The sequence below is a fragment of the Microbacterium sp. MYb45 genome, from assembly GCF_002979655.1.
Lineage (GTDB): Bacteria > Actinomycetota > Actinomycetes > Actinomycetales > Microbacteriaceae > Microbacterium.
In genome coordinates this window covers 133,926-151,176 of sequence record NZ_PCPG01000001.1, presented here as the reverse complement: position 1 = coordinate 151,176, position 17,251 = coordinate 133,926, and the positions used below count along the sequence as shown (strand labels likewise).

General features: G+C 67.2%; 14 protein-coding genes and 1 riboswitch. Of the genes, 1 reads left to right on the top strand and 13 read right to left on the bottom strand.

Annotated elements, in window-relative coordinates; all coding sequences use genetic code 11:
- The first annotated feature begins 29 nt into the window (after positions 1–29).
- Positions 30–836 carry a CPBP family intramembrane glutamic endopeptidase gene (locus tag CQ034_RS00730; protein ID WP_105710310.1) on the top strand — a complete coding sequence of 269 codons (807 nt, stop codon included), beginning with the start codon at positions 30–32 and terminating at the stop codon, positions 834–836.
- A gap of 16 nt (positions 837–852) precedes the next feature.
- Here CQ034_RS00730 and CQ034_RS00725 read toward each other — a convergent pair whose 3' ends face one another.
- The 13 genes from CQ034_RS00725 to CQ034_RS00665 all read right to left on the bottom strand — a co-directional run bounded on the left by CQ034_RS00725 (position 853) and on the right by CQ034_RS00665 (position 17,231).
- Positions 853–1,422 (bottom strand): PH domain-containing protein, encoded by a 570-nt coding sequence (locus CQ034_RS00725; protein ID WP_105709590.1) that lies wholly within the window; start codon positions 1,420–1,422, stop codon positions 853–855.
- Between the two features lie 2 nt (positions 1,423–1,424).
- Positions 1,425–3,149, bottom strand: a complete 1,725-nt coding sequence (locus tag CQ034_RS00720; protein ID WP_029262910.1) for an ABC transporter ATP-binding protein — start codon at positions 3,147–3,149, stop codon at positions 1,425–1,427.
- Positions 3,146–4,099, bottom strand: a complete 954-nt coding sequence (locus CQ034_RS00715; RefSeq protein WP_105709589.1) for an ABC transporter permease — start codon at positions 4,097–4,099, stop codon at positions 3,146–3,148. Before CQ034_RS00715 ends, CQ034_RS00720 begins: the two co-directional genes overlap by 4 nt.
- The gene (locus CQ034_RS00710) at positions 4,089–5,018 is read right to left on the bottom strand and encodes an ABC transporter permease (RefSeq protein ID WP_105709588.1); all 930 of its coding nucleotides are present in this window, start codon (positions 5,016–5,018) and stop codon (positions 4,089–4,091) included. The genes CQ034_RS00715 and CQ034_RS00710 overlap by 11 nt, the downstream gene beginning before the upstream one ends.
- A 79-nt stretch (positions 5,019–5,097) precedes the next feature.
- Positions 5,098–6,723 (bottom strand): ABC transporter substrate-binding protein, encoded by a 1,626-nt coding sequence (locus tag CQ034_RS00705; RefSeq protein ID WP_258133905.1) that lies wholly within the window; start codon positions 6,721–6,723, stop codon positions 5,098–5,100.
- Positions 6,724–6,938: 215 nt separating this feature from the next.
- Entirely contained in the window at positions 6,939–9,791 is a 2,853-nt protein-coding gene (gene gcvP, locus CQ034_RS00700; protein WP_374956808.1) for an aminomethyl-transferring glycine dehydrogenase, read from the bottom strand.
- Positions 9,792–9,852: 61 nt separating this feature from the next.
- Complete coding sequence (gene gcvH, locus CQ034_RS00695) at positions 9,853–10,230, bottom strand: glycine cleavage system protein GcvH (protein WP_105709585.1); 378 nt, start codon at positions 10,228–10,230, stop codon at positions 9,853–9,855.
- Complete coding sequence (locus tag CQ034_RS00690) at positions 10,227–11,426, bottom strand: glycine cleavage system aminomethyltransferase GcvT (RefSeq protein WP_105709584.1); 1,200 nt, start codon at positions 11,424–11,426, stop codon at positions 10,227–10,229. The genes gcvH and CQ034_RS00690 overlap by 4 nt, the downstream gene beginning before the upstream one ends.
- A gap of 154 nt (positions 11,427–11,580) precedes the next feature.
- A riboswitch (glycine riboswitch) is annotated at positions 11,581–11,675 on the bottom strand.
- 138 nt (positions 11,676–11,813) lie between these two features.
- Positions 11,814–12,683 (bottom strand): ABC transporter ATP-binding protein, encoded by an 870-nt coding sequence (locus CQ034_RS00685; protein ID WP_105709583.1) that lies wholly within the window; start codon positions 12,681–12,683, stop codon positions 11,814–11,816.
- Positions 12,680–13,531 (bottom strand): ABC transporter ATP-binding protein, encoded by an 852-nt coding sequence (locus tag CQ034_RS00680; RefSeq protein ID WP_029262918.1) that lies wholly within the window; start codon positions 13,529–13,531, stop codon positions 12,680–12,682. Before CQ034_RS00680 ends, CQ034_RS00685 begins: the two co-directional genes overlap by 4 nt.
- Positions 13,528–14,514 (bottom strand): ABC transporter permease, encoded by a 987-nt coding sequence (locus CQ034_RS00675; protein ID WP_105709582.1) that lies wholly within the window; start codon positions 14,512–14,514, stop codon positions 13,528–13,530. Before CQ034_RS00675 ends, CQ034_RS00680 begins: the two co-directional genes overlap by 4 nt.
- On the bottom strand, positions 14,507–15,502 hold the full coding sequence (locus CQ034_RS00670; protein WP_105709581.1) for an ABC transporter permease: 996 nt from the start codon (positions 15,500–15,502) through the stop codon (positions 14,507–14,509). Before CQ034_RS00670 ends, CQ034_RS00675 begins: the two co-directional genes overlap by 8 nt.
- A gap of 40 nt (positions 15,503–15,542) precedes the next feature.
- Positions 15,543–17,231: an ABC transporter substrate-binding protein gene (locus CQ034_RS00665; RefSeq protein ID WP_105709580.1), complete on the bottom strand. Its 1,689-nt coding sequence runs from the start codon at positions 17,229–17,231 to the stop codon at positions 15,543–15,545.
- Positions 17,232–17,251: the final 20 nt, after the last annotated feature.

Here is a 17,251-nt window from a genome sequence, read left to right as displayed (position 1 = left end):
TCCTGAAAACAGGTCGTAGCATCGAGATCGTGACCCGACCGCAGGCCTCCGGAGACCTTCCCGAGCTCTCCCCCGCCCCCTCTCGCGCACGGCTGTGGTGGGAGATCGCGATCGTCCTGGCGCTCGGGCTCGGGCAGTCCGCCGTGTACGCGATCGTGCAGCTCGCCTACCGCCTCACCGATGAGATCCCGATCGCCGATCAGGTCGCGAAGCTGAATCCCTCACGCAGCGACCGGGAGATCTTCGACCTCATCTACCAGGTGCTCGCGATCGGTTTCTCGCTCGTCCCCGTGCTGCTAGTGTGCTTCCTGCTCTGGCAGTCGCGCCGACCGCACCTGGGGCAGCTGGGGCTGGACGGCACCAGGGCGGGGCGCGACATCGGTCGCGGCGTCCTGCTGGTCCTGGCCATCGGCGTGCCCGGCATCGGCCTCTACCTCGCCGGTCGCGCGCTCGGGGTGACCGTGGCGATCGACCCCGCCGGCGTCGACGCCTACTGGTGGACGGTGCCCGTCCTGCTGCTCGCTGCCGCGCGGGCCTCGCTGCAGGAGGAGTTCGTTCTGCTCGGATATCTCTTCACGCGACTGAAGCAGCTCGGCTGGGGGCCGTGGTCGATCATCATCGGCACATCGGTGCTGCGGGCCAGCTACCACCTGTATCAGGGCTATCCCGCGTTCTTCGGGAACCTCGCGATGGGTCTGCTGTTCGGGTGGCTGTATCAGCGCTCAGGGCGCCTGATGCCGTTCCTGGTCGCGCACTTCCTGATCGATGCGGCCGCGTTCGTCGGCTACCCGTGGGCGGCAGCGCTGTGGCCCGACCTGTTCGGACTCCCCGGCTGAGCCGAAAGAGTCGCGGTCAACCCGCGTTCGCCACGAGGACGGCCAGCACGGCCCAGACGACGATCACGACCAGCGCGATCGTGGCAGGACGATCCCAGCTGCGTCGGATCGGGGCGTCCGCAGTGGCGGGGGCGGCTTCCCAGCGCTCCTCGATCTCGGTGAGCGCGCGGATGCCTGCGGGCATCTTCTCCTCGCCGTCGCCCCCGCGAGCGGGCATGCGGATCGGGCCGGCCTTGGCCGGTCCCCCGTAGCAGGCGAGATCCTTCCCGTCGTCGAGCGAGAAGATCAGCTGCCACCGCAGGTCGACGGCGCGCACGCGCTGCCAGCCGAACGTGATGCGGCGGAGCAGGTTCTGCACCACCACACCGTCGTCGTCGATGCGCACGGCCGAGGCGAAGGAGCTCACATACACGAGCCAGAGCACCAGCAGCACCCACGGGGCGAGCAGCAGCATCGACCCCCACCCGGCCCGCAGGACGGCATCGCCCAACAGGAACAGGGCCAGAAGCGAGCCGATCACGAGCGCGGCGGGACCGGAGGGCGCACGGAATGTCCGTACGCCCTCCGACCTGTCGTCCGTCGTCACCGTCAGTGGCTCCCGAGGGTGATCGACGCGCCGGGAATCGCCTGGAGCAGACGCTCCGTGTACTCCTGCTGCGGGTTCGCGAAGATGTCGTCGACCGTGCCGTGCTCGACGACGCGCCCCTGCTCCATCACACAGACGCGATCCGCGATCACCCGCACGACCGCGAGGTCGTGGGTGATGAACAGATACGTCAGGTCGAGCTCGGACTGGAGTTCGGCAAGCAGGTTCAGCACCTGCGCCTGCACCAGCACGTCCAGCGCCGACACGGCCTCGTCGAGGACGACGATCTCCGGCTTGAGCGCGAGGGCCCTGGCGATGGCGACGCGCTGGCGTTGACCGCCCGACAGCTCGTTCGGATACCGGTCGGCCACACTCGACGGGAGCGCGACCTGGTCCAGCACCTCGAGAACGCGCTTGCGGCGCGAGGCGGAGTCGCCGACCCCGTGCACGCGCAGCGGCTCCGCCACCGTGTTGCCGATGTTGTGCAGCGGATCCAGCGAACCGTACGGGTCCTGGAAGACCGGCTGCATCTCGCGACGCAGTGCCTGCAGCTCGGGCCGTGAGAGCGTGTCGGTGTCCCGACCGTTCACGAGGATCGAGCCCGACGTCTTCGTCTCCAGACGCAGCAGCATCTTGGCGGCGGTCGACTTGCCGGAACCGGATTCGCCGACGATGGCCATCGTGGAGCCCTTGGGCACCTGGAAGGACATCTTGTCGACGGCCGTGAAATCGGTGGAACGGAAGCCGCTCCCCCGAATCTTGTAGACCTTCGTCACATCTCGGAACTCGATCACCGGCTCGGCAGGAACCGCCTCGGTGTGGGCGATCGATGCGAGATCGACCGTGCCCGTGGACTCCGTGAGCACCTCGGCGAGAGGGTCGACGTGACCCGTGACCGCCGTCTGGATGCGCTTCGACGCCAGGCTCGGCGCCGCGGCGACCAGCCGCTGGGTGTACGGGTGCTGCGGGTTCTGCAGGATCTCGAGCGCGGGACCCGATTCCACGATGCGACCGCGATGCATCACGACGAGGTTCTCCGCCCGCTCCGCGGCGAGGCCGAGGTCGTGGGTGATGAACAGGACCGCGGTGTTGCGCTCCTTAGTGAGGGTGTCGAGGTGATCGAGGATCCGCTTCTGCACCGTGACGTCGAGCGCGCTGGTGGGCTCGTCGGCGATGAGCAGTTTCGGATCGGACGACAGCCCGATGCCGATGAGCACCCGCTGGCGCATGCCGCCGGAGAACTCGTGCGGGAACTGCCGCAGACGCCGATCGGCATCCGCCAGTCCTGCCTCCTTCAGCACCTGGATCGCCTGCTTGCGTGCAGCCTTGCGGCCGTCGGCCTGCCCGTTGGCGAGGATGGTCTCCTCCACCTGGAAACCGATGCGGTGCACCGGGTTGAGGCTGTTCATCGGGTCCTGGGGAACCAGGCCGATGAGGTTGCCGCGCACATGCTCGATCTCGGAGCGCCCGAGCTTCGTCAGGTCGCGACCCTCGAATTTGACGGCGCCACCGGTGACCTTCCCGCTGCCGGGCAGCAGGTTGATGATCGCGTGCGCGGTCGTCGACTTGCCCGAGCCGGACTCACCGACGATCGCCATGGTCTCGCCCGGGTAGATGTCGAAGCTGACGCCACGCACCGCAGGGACGAAACCGTCCTGCGTCTTGAACGCGACCTCCAGGTTCTCGATCGACAGGAGCGGGACATCGGGGTTGTATTCGGCGGTCATCGCAGTGCCCTCGCCTTCGGGTCGAGCGCGTCTCGCACCGTCTCGCCGAGCATGATGAACGACAGCACGGTGAGGGAGAGAGCGATCGACGGATAGATCAGCGGCATGGGGTCGGTGCGCAGGCGCTGCTGCGCCATGGCGATGTCGTTGCCCCAGGAGATGAACTCCGGCGGCAGACCGACACCCAGGAAGGACAGCGTGGCCTCGGCCGTGATGGCCGCGGCCAGACCGACCGTGCTGAGCACGATCACCGGGGCGATCGAGTTCGGCATGACGTGCGAGAACATCGTCCGCACCCGGGACACCCCGAGAGCCTCCGATGCCATCACGAAGTCGGCTGAACGCACGCGCAGGATCTCGGCGCGCAGGATGCGCGCCACCGACGGCCACCCGAAGAAGCCGATCGCGAGGGAGACCACGAGGATGTTCCGGTCGTTGAGGAACATCGACATGATGACCACGGCGGCCAGCACGTAAGGGATCGCGAAGAACATGTCGCCGATGCGCATGAGGAGCGAGTCGATCCAGCCGCCGAAGAAGCCGGCGAACGCACCGATCACGATGCCCATGGCAGCGATGATGATCGTCACCAGGATGCCGACCGACAGTGAGGTGCCGGCGCCGTGCACGACTCGGGAGTAGACGTCGCAGCCCTGGAAGGTGTACCCGAACGGGTGTCCGGCAGACGGCCCGTCGTTCGAGAACTTCAGGTCGCACTGGAACGGGTCGACCGGAGCGAACAGGTCGGGGAACGAGGCGATGATGACCAGCAGCACGACGAAGACGCCGGCCGTCCAGAACATCCAGCGACCACGGAGGTCACGCCACGCATCGAGCCACAGGTTGCTCTTGCGCTCGCTGACACGGACGGCGTCGACGGCCCCGAGGCCGCCCTCGTCCGCCTCGGCCACATAGTGCGCCATACGGCGGGTGGGAGTGTTATCGGACATAGCGGATCCTCGGGTCGAGCACACCGTAGAGCAAGTCGATGAGCAGGTTGACCAGGACGTAGATCACGACGAGCACGGTCACGATCGAGACGATCTCCGGCCCATCGTGCTGGTTGATGGCCTTGAAGAGCTCGTTTCCGATGCCGGGCACGTTGAACACGCCCTCGGTGACGGTGGCGCCGACGATCAGGATGCCGAAGTCGGCAGCGAGGTTCGTCGTCACGGGAATGAGCGAGTTGCGCAGCACGTGCACCGGGATGACGCGCCGCGTGGGGAGGCCCTTGCCGAACGCCATCCGCACGAAGTCCTGCTGACGCGTCTCGATCACCGAGTTGCGCGTGAGCCGGACCACGTAGGCGAAGTTCAGTGCAGCGAGCACGATCGCCGGGAGTATCAGGTCCGACCAGGGCGCACCTCGGCCGACCGTTGGTCGGAACAGGTGCAGCTCGATGGCGAGGAAGTACTGCGCGATGAAGGCCAGCACGAACACCGGGATCGAGATGAGCAGAAGGCTCACCAGCATCGAGGCGTGGTCGAACAGGCTGTTCTTGCGCAGGCCGGAGATCAGACCGACGACGACGCCGAAGACGAGCTGGATGACGATCGCCAGCAGCGCGAGGCGCAACGTCACCGGGAACTTCGCGGCGAGGATCTCATTGACGCTCTGGCCGCGGAAGGTCGTTCCCAGGTCGCCCTGGAACAGATCACCGAGGTAGATCAGGTAGCGCGTGAAGAACGGCTGGTCCAGGTGGTACTGCGCCTGCAAGGCGGCGTACTGCGCATCGGTCGGTGTCTTGTCACCGAACAGAGCGAGAATCGGGTCACCCGGTAGCAGGAAGACCATCGAGAAGATCAGGAAGGTCGCCCCGAGGAAGACGGGTATCGCCTGAAGAAGGCGACGAATGATGTAGGCAGTCATAGGCGTGAACTCAACCGCGCCGTGCGGGGCGACGCTTGCGCATCGCCCCGCACGGCGGGTTCAGATCAGAGCGGGAGTGTTACTCGCCGGCCTTGGTGATCTCGTACACGATCGGCCAGCTGTCCCAGCCGTACTCGACGTTGTCGACGAGCGTGGAGAAACCGGCGTTGGTCGAGCGGTACCAGAGCGGCAGGACGGGAAGGTCCGTGAACAGGACCTCCTGCGCCTGCTCGAAGAGCTTGTTGCCCTCTTCGACCGACGGCGCCGTGGAGCCCTTCTGCACGAGCTCGTCGTACTCGGGGTTCGAGTAGTCGCCGTCGTTGGAACCGGCACCCGTGATGAACAGCGCGCCCAGGATGTTGTACGCACCCGGGTAGTCGAACTGCCAGCCCGAACGCGTCGCCGCGTTCAGCGTGCGGTTCTTGATCTCCTCGCGGAGCGTCGCCAGGTCGGGGAAGGACTGACCGGCGGCGTCGATGCCCAGCGTGTTCTTGATCTGGTTCGACACCGCGTCGACCCATGCCTGGTGTCCACCGTCGGCGTTGTACGCGATGGTGAACGTGCCACTCCACGGGGAGATGGCGTCGGCCTGAGCCCACAGGTCCTTCGCCTTGTCGGCGTCGGCGTGCGTGACCTCGGAACCGGCGATCTCGTCGTTCCAGCCCGCGATGACCGGCGAGGTGTAGTCGACGGCCGGCGTGCGGGTGCCCTCGAAGATCACGTCGGTGACCTCTTCGCGGTCGATCGCGTAGGAGATGGCCTGACGACGCAGGTTGCCCTCTTCGTCGTTGCCGAAGTGGGCGAGGCGGGCCGGGATGGTCAGGCCTTCCCAGATCGCGGCCGGCTGGTCGACGGCGCGGTCGCCCAGGTCGTCCTTGTACGTGGCCAGAGCCGTCGGCGGCACGCCGGGGTTGAGCACGTCGAGGTTGTCCGAGAGCAGGTCGGTGTACGCAGCCTCTGCGGTCGCGTACATGGCGAGGTCGACCCCGCCGTTCTGCGCCTTGCGCGGACCGTCGTAGCTCTCGTTCGGGAGCAGCGAGATCACGGAGTCGTGCTCCCACTTGTCGAGCACGTACGGGCCGTTGCCGACGGGAGCCTGGCCGAACGCCTCGGGGTCATCGAAGAACGACTCGGGGAGCGGCGCGAACACCTGGTAGCCCAGAGTGGTCGGGAAGTCCGACTGCGGAGCGGCGAGCTCGACCGTGAACGTCGTGTCGTCGACGACCTCGAGAGCGAGGGAGTCTTCCTTCACGGCGTCGGCGCTGTAGCCGGAGAAGTTGGCGAACCACCACTGGTTCTCGAAGGCGGGGTCGGAGGCGGCATACTGCCATGCCTCGACGAAGGACTCCGCGGTCACGGGGGTGTCGTCGCTGAACTTCTCACCCTCCTTGATCTTGATGGTCCAGGTCTGGTTGTCTTCCGACTCGATCGACTCGGCGAGGTCGTTGGCGAGGGCGCCGTCGGCTTCGTAGTAGACGAGACCGGCGAAGATGTTCTGCAGAACGAGTCCGCCGCCGACCTCGTTGGTCACGGCGGGGAGGAGCGGGTTCTGAGGCTCGTTGCTCTGAACCGTGACGATTCCGGTCGACGCTTCGCCGCCTTCTTCACCACTGCCGTTGTCGCCGCCGGATGCGCAGCCTGCGAGCGCGATCGCGCCGACGGCCAGCAGAGCGGTGCCCGCGAGGGCAGTCCTGTTTCTTTTCACTTTTGTCCTCCTGTGGACACGGGGATTCTGCGCGCTCACCATCGAGCAGGCAGGGATACCTGAGCGTAACCCGCACCCGCGTCGCCCCCGCCCTCAGCTAACGAACTGTTACTGAGTGGTGACCATACGTAACAAGGCCGAAACACCGGGAAAAGAGAGACGGTGCCGCACCCACAACAGGGGTGCAGCACCGTGTGCTCACATGAGCATCCGACTCAGGCGAAAGCCTCCACCGGCGGGCAGGCGCAGACGAGGTTGCGGTCGCCGTACGCCTGGTCGATGCGGCGCACCGGCGGCCAGTACTTGCCTGCGACGAGGGCGCGCACGGGGTATGCCGCCTCTTCCCGCGAGTACGCGTGGTTCCACTCCCCCGCGATGAGCGAGACCGCGGTGTGCGGCGCGTGCACGAGCGGGTTGTCGTCGGCCGGCCAGCGACCGGCGGCGACCCCCTCCGCCTCGGCCTTGATCATGACCATGGCCTCGATGAAGCGCTCGATCTCGTCGAGGTCCTCCGACTCGGTCGGCTCGACCATCAGCGTGCCCGCGACCGGGAACGACATGGTCGGGGCGTGGAAGCCGTAGTCGATGAGGCGCTTGGCGACGTCGTCGACCGTGATGCCGGTGGCCTCCTTGAGCGGACGCAGGTCGAGGATGCACTCGTGAGCCACCCGCCCGTTCTCGCCCGTGTAGAGCACCGGGAAGTGGGCGCCGAGTCGCTCTGCCATGTAGTTCGCGGAGAGAACGGCCGCCGCGGTGGCGCGACGCAGCCCGTCGGCGCCCATCATCCGCACATACGCCCACGAGATCGGCAGGATCCCGGCAGAGCCGTAGGGCGCTGCGGAGATCACACCGCCCTCGAACGTGTACCCGCCGAAGTGCTCCGCGCTCTGGGCGAGCGGGTGCGAGGGCAGGAACGGCGCGAGGTGGGCCTTCGCCGCCACCGGACCGATGCCGGGGCCGCCGCCGCCGTGCGGGATGGCGAACGTCTTGTGCAGGTTGAGGTGCGAGACGTCGCCCCCCAGGTCGCCGAAGCGCGCGTAGCCGAGCAGAGCGTTGAGGTTCGCGCCGTCGACGTAGACCTGCCCCCCGGCGTCGTGCACGGCCGCCGTGATGTCGACCACCTGCTCCTCGTACACGCCGTGCGTGGAGGGGTACGTGATCATCAGGGCCGAGAGGTCGTCGGCGTGCAGCGCGATCTTCGCGCGCAGATCGTCGAGGTCGACGTTGCCGAGCTCGTCGGTCGCGACGACCACGACCTTCATGCCGGCGAGGACGGCCGACGCCGCGTTCGTGCCGTGCGCCGAAGACGGGATCAGGCAGATCGTGCGGTGCTGGTCGCCGTTGGCGTGGTGGTAGCCGCGGATCGCGAGCAGCCCCGCGAGTTCACCCTGCGAGCCCGCGTTCGGCTGCAGCGAGACCGCGTCGTACCCGGTGACCTCGGCGAGCCAGCCCTCGAGCTGATCGATGAGCTCGAGGTAGCCCTGGACATCGGCCGCCGGAGCGAACGGGTGGATGCCCGCGAACTCGGGCCACGTGATCGCCGCCATCTCGGTGGCCGCGTTGAGCTTCATCGTGCAGGAGCCCAGCGGGATCATGCCGCGGTCGAGTGCGTAGTCACGGTCGGCGAGGCTCTTCAGATACCGCATCATGGCGGTCTCGCTGCGGTGTGCGTGGAACACCGGGTGCGTGAGGTACTCGTCCTGACGCCCCAGGTCCGACGGCAGGGCGTTGCTGCCACGCTGCAGGAAGCCGAACGCACGCTCCTGTGCGCCGCCGAAGACCATCGCCACCTGATGCAGCTCGGTCACCGTGGTGGTCTCATCGACCGAGATGCCGATCGTGTCGGCATCGGCGACGCGGAGCAGGATGCCGTATCCGTCGCGCGCCTGCGCGGCGTGCTCGGCCGCACGCCCCGGCACCCGCACCGTGACCGTGTCGAAGAACGCGTCGTGCACGACCTCGGCGCCCGCCTCGGCGAGCCAGGTACCGAGCAGCGCCGCCTTCGTGGCTGCTTCCGACGCGATCGCACGGAGCCCATCGGGGCCGTGATAGACCGCGTACATCGCCGCCATCACGGCCAGCAGCACCTGGGCGGTGCAGATGTTCGACGTCGCCTTCTCACGGCGGATGTGCTGCTCGCGCGTCTGCAGAGAGAGACGGTACGCGGGCTTGCCGTCGGCATCCACCGACACCCCGACGAGACGGCCAGGGAGCTGTCGCTCGAGGCCGGAGCGGACGGCCATGTAGCCGGCGTGCGGCCCGCCGAAGCCCATCGGCACTCCGAAGCGCTGCGTCGTGCCGACGGCCACATCCGCGCCCAGCGACCCGGGCGACGCGATCAGTGTGAGCGCGAGCAGATCAGCCGCTGCGACGGCGAGTCCGCCGGCGAGGTGCGCGGCGTCGAACACGGCGGACGGATCCCAGACCCGACCCGATGCGCCCGGGTACTGGACGAAGACACCGAAGAGATCACCGGGCAGCTCCTCCCCCGCGGCGAAGTCGACGGACACGATCTCGATCCCGAGGGCTTCCGCGCGGGTCGCGAGCATCGCCCTGGTCTGCGGCAGTGCGTCGTCGTCGACCGCGAACACGTTCGAGGACGACTTGGAGGCGCGCCGCGCCAGCAGCATCCCCTCGACCACGGCAGTGGACTCGTCCAGCATCGAGGCGTTGGCCGTGGTGAGACCGGTGAGGTCGGAGACCATGGTCTGGAAGTTGATGAGCGCCTCGAGGCGACCCTGCGAGATCTCCGGCTGGTAGGGCGTGTACGCCGTGTACCAGGACGGATTCTCCAGCACGTTGCGCTGGATCACCTGCGGCGTGATGGTCCCGTAGTAGCCGAGGCCGATCATCGGGCGGTTCACGGTGTTGCGGGACGCGAGGGTCCGCAGCTCTGCGAGCGCCTCGGTCTCGCTCGCTGCCGAGGGGATGCGAGTCGGCGTTCCACCCTCGGATTCGGGAGACGGTCCGGTGTAGATCGACGCCGGCACGGCCTGGCGCATCAGCGCCTCGACCGGGCTCAGCGCGTCGTCCGCTCCGGCGGTGTCGAGACCGAGGGCAGCGAGCATCGTGCGCTGCGCGGCATCCGTGGGTCCGATGTGACGATCGGCGAAAGTGACCACTGGTGAATCAGCCCTCCGTCAGCGCGACGTAGGCGTCGCGGTCCAGCAGACCGTCGAGCGCACCGGCGGAGACGGTGACCTTGAGCAGCCAGCCACCCTCGAACGGTGCCGCGTTGACGAGCGACGGATCGTCGACGGCCGCGTCGTTGATCTCGACGACGGTGCCGGTGACCGGCGCGTAGAGCTCGCCCACCGACTTCGTGGATTCGATCTCTCCCACGACGGAGCCGGCGGTGACCTCGGTGCCGACGGCGGGGAGTTCGACGAACACGACGTCACCCAGCTTCTCGGCGGCGTAGTCGGTGATGCCGATGGTCACGGTGTCGCCGTCAGCGGCGATCCACTCGTGCTCTTCGGTGTAGCTGAGGGCGGCGAGGTCGGTCATTTGGTCCTCCGGTAGAAAGGCAGGGCGGTCACGGTCGCGGGGATCTTCGTCCCCCGCACATCAAGGAATACTGCTGTTCCCTCTTCGGCGGAAGAAGGGTGCACGTAGGCCATCGCGATCGGATGGCCGAGAGTAGGGCTGAGGGCTCCGCTGGTGATCTCGCCGAGCTTCTCCCCTTCGCCGTCGACGACGGCATAGCCGGCGCGGCCGGCGCGCTTGCCCTCGGCGACGAGGCCGACCAGCACGGGGGCGTCGGATGCGCCGGCCCGCTCGACGGCGACGAGCGCTTCCTTGCCGACGAACTCATCCTTGGCGATGACGACGACGCGACCGAGGCCGGCCTGGGACGGCAGGGTCTCGAGGGTCAGCTCATGACCGTACAACGGCATGCCCGCCTCGAGGCGAAGGGTGTCGCGCGCCGCGAGACCGGCGGGCACGAGCCCGTGCGGTTCGCCTGCCGAGACCAGTGCGTCCCACAGTGCGAGCGCGTCAGCAGCAGAGACGAGCAGTTCGAAGCCGTCTTCGCCCGTGTATCCCGTGCGGGCGATGAGCAAGGGCTCTCCGAGGAAACGTGCGTCGGCCCACGCGTAGTACTTCTGATCGGCCCAGGGACTGCTCAGCTCAGTGATGCCGGAGGTCGCAGCGAGGATCGCCTCGGCGGCAGGCCCCTGGACCGCGAGCAGCGCGTAGGAGTCCGACACATCCTCCACATCGACGCCGCGGTCACCGAGGAAACCGGCGAAGCTGCGGTCCTCCCCCGGCGTGAGCGGCGGCTGCTCACGCTCGAGGAGCGAGGGGAAGTCGCGGACGCGTTTCGCGAACGCGGAGTCCACGAAGCCCCGGTTGCCGGCGTTCGCGATCACGAGGTAGCGGTCGTCGGCAAGCCGGTACGCGATGACGTCGTCGACGATGCCGCCGTTCGCGGCCAGCATCAGCGAGTACTTCGCCTTTCCCACCGGCATCGCGGAGATACGTCCGGCGAGCGCGAAATCGAGGAACTCGGCTGCCTTCTCGCCCGTGACGAGGAACTCCGCCATGTGCGAGATGTCGAAGATACCGGCGGCCTGTCGCACGGCGTGGTGCTCGGCGAGGTCGGAGGTGTAGCGCACGGGCATCTGCCAGCCGCCGAAGTCGGTGAACGACGCGCCGAGCGCCTCATGGCGTTCACGCAGCGGGGTGTAGCGGGGGTCGGACATGGAGTTCTCCCGGGCTGTGACGGGCGGAACGGCGGCATCGCCGCTCCTCGGAACTCCCCCTCTGTCATAGGCCTGAGAGCTTCACCCATGCACGGAGGCGGGGTTTTCACCGTCGGCGGATCCGCAGTCTCGCGGGATCGCTTTTCAGAGTGGCCGGAACCGCGCGGTACGCGTACCTGAGAGATTGGCGGGGAGGCTTGCTCCTTCGGTGCCCGGCTGCGTTCGCCGGGGCTCTCCCGCGTGGTTCATTCGGCCTGTCTTCAATTGTGGGTTCAGTCTAGCCCGTCCGGTCCCTGGCGCCGGATTCCGGGGACGCGCGTTCGAATCGCGCGAATGGTCCCAGTCGGGGCTCCGAGAGGGCCATTCGCGCGATTCGAAGCGAGGCTGTCAGTGCGCGATGCCGAGCTCGGCGCGCACCTCGTCGCGGAGGCGTCCGAGGTTGTCGGGCTCGGGAGCGGCACCCAGGAGCGTCTTGGTGTACTCGTGCTGCGGGTTGAGGATGACCTCGTCCGCAGGCCCGCGCTCCACGACGTCGCCCTTGTAGAGCACCATGATCTCGTCCGAGAAGTGTCGGGCGGTGGCCAGGTCGTGCGTGATGTAGAGGACGCCGAGGTTCTCCTCGCGCTGCAGGTCTGCGAGGAGGTTCAGCACCCCGAGACGGATCGACACGTCCAGCATCGACACCGGCTCGTCCGCGACGATGAACCGCGCCCCGGGGGCCAGCGCCCGTGCGATCGCGACGCGCTGACGCTGTCCACCGGAGAGCTCGTGCGGGCGACGGTCGGCGTAGCTCTCCCCCGGAGTGAGTCGCACGCGCTCCAGCAGCTCCACGGCCCGCTCCCGCACCTCGCCACGAGACAGCTCCGGGTGGTGCAGGCGGATCGGCCGCTCGAGGTGATGCACGATCGTGTGGAAAGGGTTCAACGACGCGAACGGGTCCTGGAACACCATCTGCACATCGGCGCGGTAGCGTTCCAGCGCCCGGCCGCGGGTTCCGGACGGTTTCCCGTCCAGCAGGATCTCCCCGCTGGTGGGGGTCTCCAGCTTCATGAGCATCCGCGCGATGGTCGATTTCCCCGACCCCGACTCGCCGACCAGGGCGACCGTCTTGCCCGCCTCGATCGTGAAGGACACGTCTTTCACCGCGTGCAGGATGCTCGTCTTGAAGCCGGAGCGCAGGGGGAAGTCCTTCACCAGGTTCCGGGCCTCCAGCCGCGCCGGCTGCGCCGCGGTGGGTGCGGTCGTGTTCGCGCTCATCGGACGCCCTCCTGGCTGACACCGGTGCGGACGAAGTCGCCGCGTTCGCCCTTGAGCGACGGGAAGCTCGACAGCAGCCGTTTCGTGTACTCGTGCTGCGGGGTCCGGTAGATCTCCTCCGCCGTGCCCTCCTCGACGATCTGTCCCTGCAGCATGATCGCGATCCGGTCGCTGATCTCGATCAGCATCGGCAGGTCGTGGGTGATGAAGATCACCGCGAACCCGAGCTTCTCGCGCAGCCGCATGATCTCGCGGATGATCCCGCGCTGCACGACCACGTCGAGCGCGGTCGTCGGCTCGTCCATGATCATCACCTGCGGATCGAGGGCGAGGGCCATCGCGATCATCATCCGCTGCCGCATGCCGCCCGAGAGTTCGTGCGGGAAGCTCGTCAGGCGGTTCGGGTCGACGCCGACCAGGGTGAGCAGCTCTTCCGCCCGTGCGGTCTTCGCCTTCTTGCCCATACCGGGTCGATGCGTGTCGAAGATGTCGAAGATCTGCGCCTTGACCGAGATCACCGGGTTGAGCGAGTTCATCGCCCCCTGGAAGACCATCGAGATCTTGTCCCACCGGAACGCCCGGAGGCCCTCGCCGTCGAGACCCACGATGTCGATGTCATGACCGTCGCGGTCATGGAAGACGATCTCCCCCGCCGTCATCAGCGCCGGCGCCTTGAGGAGTCGGTTCATCCCATAGGCCAGGGTCGTCTTGCCGCAGCCGGACTCTCCCGCGAGACCCAGGATCTCGCCGCGGTTCAGCGTCAGCGACACATCGCGCACGGCTTTCACCGGCGGGTCGACCTCGTACTCGATCGACACGTTCCGCGCCGTCAGCACCGGCTCGCTCATGCGGTGACCCCCTTGGTCTTCGCGGCCTTGCGCACACGGCGCGCGGCGTCGGGCGCGTTGCGCAGCTTCGGGTTGATGACCTCGTCGATCGCGAAGTTGATCAGTGCGAGGCCGGCGCCGAGGATGGCGATCATGATGCCCGGCGGGACGAACCACCACCACGCTCCGCGGCCGAGCGCCTGGCCGGACTGTGCGTCGTTGAGGATGGTTCCCCAGGTGATCGAGTCCGTCGGCCCGAGCCCCAGATATGACAGCCCGGCCTCGCCGAGGATCGCGAAGATCAGAGCGAAGAGGAACTGCGCCGTGAGCAGCGGCAGGAGGTTCGGCATGATCTCGACCAGGATCACACGCAGCGACCGCTCGCCGGCCACCTTCGAGGCGTAGACGTAGTCGCGGGTGCGGAGGGAACGGGTCTGCAGGCGCAGGACGTAGGCGGCGCCGGCCCAGGAGGTGATGCCGAGGAAGATCGCGACCAGCTGCCAGGTGCGCTGCGGCACGAAGGAGGCGATCACCATGACCAGCGGCAAGGCGGGGATGACGATCATCACGTTGGTGATGAGGGCGAGTCCGTCTTCGCGCCAGCCGCCGAGGTATCCGGCGAGGACACCGAAGACGAGCGACAGCACGATCGCGATCACGCTGGCGATCAACCCGACCATGAGCGATCCCTGCGCACCGATCGCGAGCTGGGCGAACATGTCGTTGCCGAGCTTCGTGGTGCCCAACCAGTGCTCCGCCGACGGCGGCTGCAGTGCAGGGTTCGCCGTGCTGCGCGGATTCTGCGTGAAGAACGGCGCGATGATCGCGAACAGCACGATCGCGAGCACGAGGAGCGAGCCGACGATGAACTTCGGCGATGTGCTCGGCAGGATGCGCCGCTTGCGGCCTCGGCTCTGAGTGGCGAGCGAGACGGTGCTGGCCGGCGCCGTCATGGGCGCGTCCTCGACGGTCAGGAGACCGGCGGTGTTCTGCGGATCAGACATTCTGGCGCGCCCTCGGGTCGATGAAGCCATAGACGAGGTCCATGATGAAGTTGGCGGCGAGCACCGTGATGGTGATCACCAGGAACAGTCCCTGCATCAGTGCATAGTCGTTGTTCGTGACGGCCTGGAACATCAGCTTGCCGATGCCGGGATACGTGAACACCTGCTCCATGACGATGGAGCCGGAGACGACGAAGCCCAGCGTGATCGAGAATCCGGCGATCGACGGGATCGCCGCGTTCCTCGCGGCGTAGGTCGTCATGATGCGGCGGTGCCGAAGACCCTTGGCCTCGGCGGTGAGGACGTAGTCCTCGGCGAGTGTGGCCACCATCATGTTGCGCATGCCGAACAACCAGCCGCCCACGGAGCTGATCACGATCGTGATCGCCGGGAGGAGCGAGTGCGCGAACGCGTCGGAGAAGAACGCCCAGGTGGGCTCAGGCCCGTCCGGGAAGTCGAACACGTCGTAGCCCCCGAAGATCGGGAACCAGCCGAGGCCGACCGCGAACACCGAGACCAGGATCAGCGCCAGCCAGAAGTACGGGATGGACTGCAGCACGGTGGTCGCAGGGATGACGTGGTCGACCCAGGTGCCCCGCTTCCATCCGGCCCACGCACCCAGCGCGACACCGAGGACGAAGGAGATGACGGTCGCGGTGCCGACCAGGACGAGTGTCCAGGGCAGCGCTCCGGCGATGAGCTCACTCACCGGCGTCGGGAACTTGGTGACCGAGATCCCGAGGTCGCCGCGGAACATGCGGCCCCAGTACGCGAGGTACTGGTCCCAGAGCGAGGAGTCGTCGCCACCGAGCAGGAGCTTGATGTTGCGGATCGTCGTCTCCGAGATCTCGCCGCCCGCCCGCTGCATCTTGGCGATCATGATGTCGGCGGGGTTCCCCGGCATGAGACGGGGAAGCAGGAAGTTGAGAGAGATCGCGGCCCACAGCGTGAACGCGTAGAACCCGATTCTTCGTGCATAGAACTTCATGTCACTCTTTCCTGACTTCCTGCTTCCCGTCTCCTTTCGACTACTTGGCCGGCTGCAGCTGCGTCAGGACGTAGCCTGCCGCGATCGCACCCCAGGACGGCGGGAAGGCGTAGAGGTCCTCCTCCGTCGGCCAACCCGTGAAGTCCTTCGTGTTGTAGAACGTCTGGGTCGCGTTGATCACCAGCGGGATGTAGGGCAGGTCGCGGACGATCTCGGTCTGGATCGTGCCGTACAGCTCCTTCTTCTCCGCCTCGTCATCGGTGCTGATCGCGGCCTGCACCGCAGCGTCGACCGTCGGGTTGTTGTACCGGCTGAAGTTCCAGCGACCCGCCGGGACCTCGGTGCCGACCGGGCTGGTCGACTGCACCGCGGTGCCGCCGAACCAGTCACGGTAGATCTGGAACGGGTCTGCCACCGACGTGCCGATCATGCCGCCGACGATGAGCTGGAACTCTCCACCCTGTCGGGAGTCGGAGAACTCCTGCCACTGCACGGTGGAGACGTTGATCTTGATGCCGGCCGCGGCCGCCTGCTCGGCGATCAGCTTGGCGGCGTCGTTGTAGTCCGTCCAGCCGTCGACCGAGGTGAGGGTGAGCTCGAGAGGCACGCCGCCCTTCGCATAGAAGTCGCCGTCCTTCGTGTAACCGGCGGCCTCGAGGATCGCACCCGCCTCTGCGACGTTCGCTTCCTGGGGGCTGACCTCGTTGGCGGGATCCGCGACCCACTTCTCGTCACGGGGCAGCAGAGCGTACGTCGGCGAGATGTCACCGGTGAGCCCGACGAACGCCTTGTCCTTGATGGTGGCGCGGTCGATCGCGACGTTGAGCGCCTGACGCACGGCGACGTCGGTCTGCGGACCGGTGCAGCCGAGCTCGGCGTTCGAGCAGGTGTACAGGACTGTGGGGTCCTGCGGGGTGTTGATCCAGTCGATCTTTCCGTTGCCGGTCACATCGTCCGGGTTCGGGATGAACATGCCGGTCCAGTCGAGCTCGCCGGCGGCGAGCAGGTCCTGCGCGGTCTGGTTGTTGTCGACCGCGATGTACTGGACCTTCTTGACACCGAGCTTGTCGGCGTCGCGGAAGTTCTCGTTCGCGACGATGGTGTAGGACTCGCTGGTCGTCTTCTCGACGACGTATGCGCCCGAACCGACGGGCTCCTCGTTGGTGAAGTTCGCGAAGTCCTTGACGTCCGCCCAGATGTGCTCGGGGAGGATGTAGGTCGAGCCGAGGCGCTGGAACTCCGTCGTGTACTGCGCGGACGAGTACGTCAGCACGACGGTGGTGTCGTCGGTGGCCTCGGCGGAGACCAGACCGTTGCCCTCGGGATTGTTCGCCTCGTACTTGAACGAGAACGCGACGTCCTTCGCGGTGAGGGGCTCCCCGTCGCTCCACTTGAGGTCGGGCTTGATGGCGATCGTGATCACCGTGCCGTCCTCGTTGTACTCGAAGGTGTCGCCGATCAGGCCGACGGGCTCGGTGTCAGCCGTCTTGTTGTAGAAGAACAGCGGCTCGTAGATGGGGCCGAGCGCGCCGTGGAGCACGGTGGGCGCGAACGGGTTGTAGTTCGCGGCGATCGGCGTCTGGCTGCCGGCCCAGACGCGAAGGGCGCGGTCGCTGTCGGCATTGCCGTCGTCGCCGCCGCCGGTGCCGCAGGCGGTGAGGCCCATGGCGAGGACGGATGCTCCGGCGATCGCGGTGAGCGCGATTCTGCGCTTTCCGTTTCGGATCATTTCTCTTGTTTCCTCTCGGT